The 4,243-nt window shown below is 46.9% G+C and carries 6 protein-coding genes; 4 read left to right on the top strand and 2 right to left on the bottom strand.

The annotated features are described in order from the left end of the window. On the top strand, positions 1–771 hold a 771-nt coding region (locus ACTIE6_RS00815), incomplete at its 5' end, for a BamA/TamA family outer membrane protein (RefSeq protein WP_439554822.1). Here ACTIE6_RS00815 and ACTIE6_RS00810 read toward each other — a convergent pair. Further along, a complete protein-coding gene (locus ACTIE6_RS00810; protein WP_439554821.1) occupies positions 768–1,892 on the bottom strand; it encodes an MFS transporter in 1,125 nt (374 codons plus the stop codon). The genes ACTIE6_RS00815 and ACTIE6_RS00810 overlap by 4 nt on opposite strands. 42 nt (positions 1,893–1,934) lie before the next feature. Here ACTIE6_RS00810 and ACTIE6_RS00805 point away from each other — a divergent pair, with 42 nt between their 5' ends. Genes ACTIE6_RS00805 through ACTIE6_RS00795 form a run of 3 tightly spaced genes read left to right on the top strand, consistent with a single transcriptional unit; the run spans position 1,935 to position 3,283 of the window. After that, positions 1,935–2,684, top strand: coding sequence for a DeoR/GlpR family DNA-binding transcription regulator (locus ACTIE6_RS00805; RefSeq protein WP_439554820.1), 750 nt, complete (start codon positions 1,935–1,937; stop codon positions 2,682–2,684). Between the two features lie 32 nt (positions 2,685–2,716). Beyond that, positions 2,717–2,947 (top strand): DUF433 domain-containing protein, encoded by a 231-nt coding sequence (locus ACTIE6_RS00800; protein WP_439554819.1) that lies wholly within the window; start codon positions 2,717–2,719, stop codon positions 2,945–2,947. Further along, positions 2,948–3,283 (top strand): DUF5615 family PIN-like protein, encoded by a 336-nt coding sequence (locus ACTIE6_RS00795; protein ID WP_439554818.1) that lies wholly within the window; start codon positions 2,948–2,950, stop codon positions 3,281–3,283. 40 nt (positions 3,284–3,323) lie between these two features. On the opposite strand, the gene ACTIE6_RS00790 is transcribed toward ACTIE6_RS00795, so the two are convergent. Further along, positions 3,324–4,243, bottom strand: a 920-nt coding sequence (locus ACTIE6_RS00790; protein ID WP_439554817.1) for a GMC family oxidoreductase, incomplete at its 5' end; no start/stop codon positions are given.

Genomic DNA, 4,243 nt, shown 5'->3' with positions numbered 1-4,243 from the left:
TTTCCATTACTTTATTACGGCATTGGTCCCAAAACACCGGATAAAGACCCCGCGCTGGTAGATGCGAACTACATTCTTTTAAGGCAAAGGGTTTTGCGTAAAATCATACCTAACCTTTTTGCGGGACCGGAAATTGACTACCAGCAACTTTACAATACTGGTTTTGAACAGCCCGACGATCACTTATATGAAAAGCCGCTCGGCGCCGATGGAGCAAGAAATATCGGTTTAGGCGCTGCGCTTGTATATGATACGCGGCACAATGTGCTCAATGTGAGAAAAGGGTTTTTTGGTGAAATATCTTTCCTGAAATACAGTACTGCATTGGGCAGCAATCAAAATTTCCGCACGATCAACCTTGATGTGCGCGGCTCGCACCCGACCAGTATACGGAATGTACTGGCGTGGCAGGTTTACGGCAATTTTAACACCGGCAATGTCCCATTCAACCAGCTTGCATTAATGGGCGGCGAGATGATCATGCGCGGCTATTATTATGGCAGGTATCGTGATAAGAGTATGGTCGCGACGCAGGTTGAGCATCGCTGGCTTCCATTCGGGTTCAGCAAACGGTTTGGCGCTGTTGCTTTTGCGGGTACGGCGGTGGTTGGTCCGCGGGTAAGGGATTTTTCGTTTAAATATATCCGCCCGTCTGGCGGAGTAGGGTTGCGCTACCTGCTTTTTCCTAAAAAAGATATTTTCCTGCGTCTCGATGTTGGTTTTACCAAAGATGGTCCGGGCTTTTACCTGTTTACAGGGGAAGCGTTTTAATCGCGGTGCTTGTACCCGAATGCAACTATAAAGAGCAGTATCCCAACCATTCCCAGTGCAGCTGAAAGCGAGGTGATTTCTGCGATGATCCCGATCAAAGCCGGTCCGGCCAGTTGTCCCGAATAGCCAAGGATGGTCACGGCCGACAGAGCAATGGACGGCGGAATGCCGGGAATGCGGCCCGCAGCTGTGAAGAATACAGGAACTACATTGGCTGCACCTAATCCCACCAGTACAAATCCGAACAAAGTAGTAGCGGCCAATGTTCCGTATAAAACTACTTTTGCAGGTCCCAGTTTGTGAATGATCCCGTCGCCTGCAAGCCGCATTACTGCCATCGCCACTGAGAATGCAGCGTATCCCATTCCTGAAAGTGAGGGATCAAAGTCGCGCGAGAATTGCAGGAAAACGGCGCTCCAATCGAGCATGGAGCCTTCTGCAAGGAAGATGATAAAGCACATGATACCGAGGACCAGCACAGGACCTTTGGGTAATACGAAGTTGGTACTGTCCATTTTCGCTTCTTCTGAATGCGGTAGCAAGTGTTTAATCTGCGTTACAGTAATAAGTATCAGTAATGCAGATATGGTCATCGCTGCGATATTTGGCGATAAGCCTGCTTTGATCAAAAAACCCAATCCAATTGAACCCAGCAGCCCGCCGACACTGAACAACCCGTGAAATGAGGACATAATGTGGCTTCCGAAACGATCCTGAACCAGTACCGCCTGTGCATTCATCGCCACGTCAATGGAACCGACTCCCGCGCCGAAGACGAACAATGCTGCGGCAAGCTGATAGGAAGAAGTGGTTAACAGCAGTAAGGGAAGCAGTGCAGCAATCACGAAGGCAGCGATCAATGTGATCAGCCGGCTACCGTATTTGTTGATCAGAAAGCCGGAGAGTGGCATAGTGAAGATCGCACCAGCTCCCAATGCGAGTAATACAACACCAAGATCCGCATCATTGAGCCCAAGTCGGATTTTAGCAAAAGGTACCATAGGTGCCCAGCTCGACAAGCCAATGCCGCACACCAGGAAAATAAGTAAAACTGCTCTGCGTGCCCGCTTGATCTTCAATTGCTCATTCATCAGGATAGTAGTTCGAATTTGATTTTGCAAAATAATGCAAATTTGCATAGTATTGCAAAAACTTTTTTTGTCATGTTAAAAGAAAAACGCTTCTCTCACATTCTGGCCAAACTGCAGGATAAGCAGCAAGTCGGTTTTGCTGAACTGAGTGAAGAACTGCAGGTATCTGAGGATACGGTCAGGCGGGACATTGATACTTTGTCGAACAATGGCTTGTTGATGAAAGTGCGGGGTGGCGCTATTCCACGTTCACATAATCCATTGACTTTCAAAGAGCGGATCAGTTACCTGAAAGATGATAAAGAGGTGATCGCATTGAAAGCCCAGTCGCTGATCAGGAATGGACAAACAATATTTCTCGATGGCGGTACTTCTGTCTTTACCCTTGTTTCATTGCTTCCGACGGACATTAAACTGACCGTAATTACGAACAATACCGCAATTATCCCGGCACTTTCGGCTTATCCGGGTATCCGGTTGATTTTACTGGGAGGTATTTATTTCAGGGAGTCGGAGACAATCGTGGGAACCCAAGCGATCAAAATGGTCACGAACTTTCAGGCGGATCTGTATTTTATGGGTGTTTGTGCGCTGGATGTAAATAAGGGAGTTACTGCTAGCTATATGGAAGAAGCCGAGCTGAAACAGGCAATGCTCCAAAATTCCGCCAGCGCGGTTGCATTAAGCACCTTTGAAAAGCTGGAAACTTTTGAAAGTTACCGAGTCTGCGCGATTACAGATCTGCAATGTATTATCACAGAGCTGGATGCCGCAGATCCAAAGTTGCTGCCATTCCGGGAAGAGGGCGTTAAAGTTCTTTAAGAATGTGTATTTTTGATTAAAACAGATACAATATGAAAAGCTGGCAGGAACGAATTAGCATGGATACTGAAATACGTTTTGGTAAACCTTGTATCACCGGGACGCGCATTGCTGTTTTGGATATTCTTGGCTGGCTGGCTAATGGAATGTCCTATGAGGAGATCCTGGCCGATTTTCCTTCGTTAACCAGGGAGGATATTCTGGCTGCACTTGCATTCGCTGCGAATCGTGAGGAGAATACCAAAATTCTAGTATCAGCTTAGATGAAGTTTCTTTTTGATGCTAATATCTCATTTCGGATTATCAAAAAGATCGCGGAGGTTGCTCCTGCAAGTCTGCACGTCAGTAGAGCCGGATTAAATGTGCCGGCGAAAGATTCTGAGATATGGAACTATGCAAAACAAAATGGTTTTGTGCTGGTCTCTTTTGATGAAGATTTTCAGGACCTATCAAATATGTACGGATTTCCGCCCAAAGTTATCTTGCTTAGATTTGGGAATGTTCCGACTGAATTTATCAGCAGCGTCTTAATCGATAAATGGGCCCAGCTTGTAGAATTTTATAATTCTGAACACGCCGGTATTCTCGAAATATTCTAAAAAAACGGTCGCTTTTAAAGGCGACCGTTTTTGCTTTGTATTAAATATTCTTCTTCTTGCTTTCCTTCACAGCGAAGTCAACTGCTCTCGCGGTGAGCGCCATGTAGGTGAGCGACGGGTTTACGCAGGAAGCGGAAGTCATGGAAGCTCCGTCCGTTACAAATACGTTTTTCACTGCATGCAGCTGGTTGTTTCCATTCAGGACAGAAGTTTTAGGATCGCGTCCCATTCTCGCTGTGCCCATTTCATGGATCGCCATTCCCAGGTAAGATCCGTTATCATAGGTTTTTACATTCTTAACCCCTGATCTTTCCAGCATTTCTGCTGCATCATTCATCATATCCACGCGCATTTTCTTCTCATTTTCGCGAAGGTCTGCATCGAAAACAACTGTCGGGATTCCGAATTTGTCTTTCTTCTCTTTGCTGAGATACATGTGGTTTTCGTGATACGGAAGTGTTTCCCCAAAACCACCGAAGCCCATGGTCCAGTTACCTGGCGTAGTCAGTTCTTCTTTGAAATCTGCACCGAAAGCCAGCTCAGCTACATTGCGCTGCCAGCCCTGGCGACCACCGCCACCCTGGTACCCGAAACCGCGCAGGTAGTCGCGTTTGTCAGATCCGATATTGCGGTAGCGTGGTACATATATACCATTAGCGCGCCGACCGAAGTAATATTTATCGAGGTCACCTTCCCAAACGCCACTTGCGCCGGTGCGGAAATGGTGGTCCATCAAATTGTGGCCCAGCTCGCCCGAATCATTTCCCATTCCGTTTGGAAAACGGTCAGAAGTGGAGTTCAGCAATAATGCAGCAGAAGCAATTGCGCTGGCACAAACGAATATAAGTCCCGCGAAATACTCTCTTTCCTGCAATGTTTTGGTATCAACAACCTTCACGCCGGTCGCTCTTCCGCCTGCTTTTTTGCCGTCGTACATGATTTCCTTCACAGCGGAATCAG

This window comes from Dyadobacter sp. (assembly GCF_051859145.1).
GTDB lineage: Bacteria > Bacteroidota > Bacteroidia > Cytophagales > Spirosomataceae > Dyadobacter.
This window is presented reverse-complemented; position numbering and strand designations above follow the sequence as displayed.

What these genes read in the sequence shown, in the direction of transcription:
- ACTIE6_RS00805 (WP_439554820.1), top strand. Translation starts at nt 1,935, where the DNA reads ATGTTAAAAGAAAAACGCTTCTCTCACATTCTGGCCAAACTGCAGGAT.
- ACTIE6_RS00800 (WP_439554819.1), top strand. Translation starts at nt 2,717, where the DNA reads ATGAAAAGCTGGCAGGAACGAATTAGCATGGATACTGAAATACGTTTT.
- ACTIE6_RS00795 (WP_439554818.1), top strand. Translation starts at nt 2,948, where the DNA reads ATGAAGTTTCTTTTTGATGCTAATATCTCATTTCGGATTATCAAAAAG.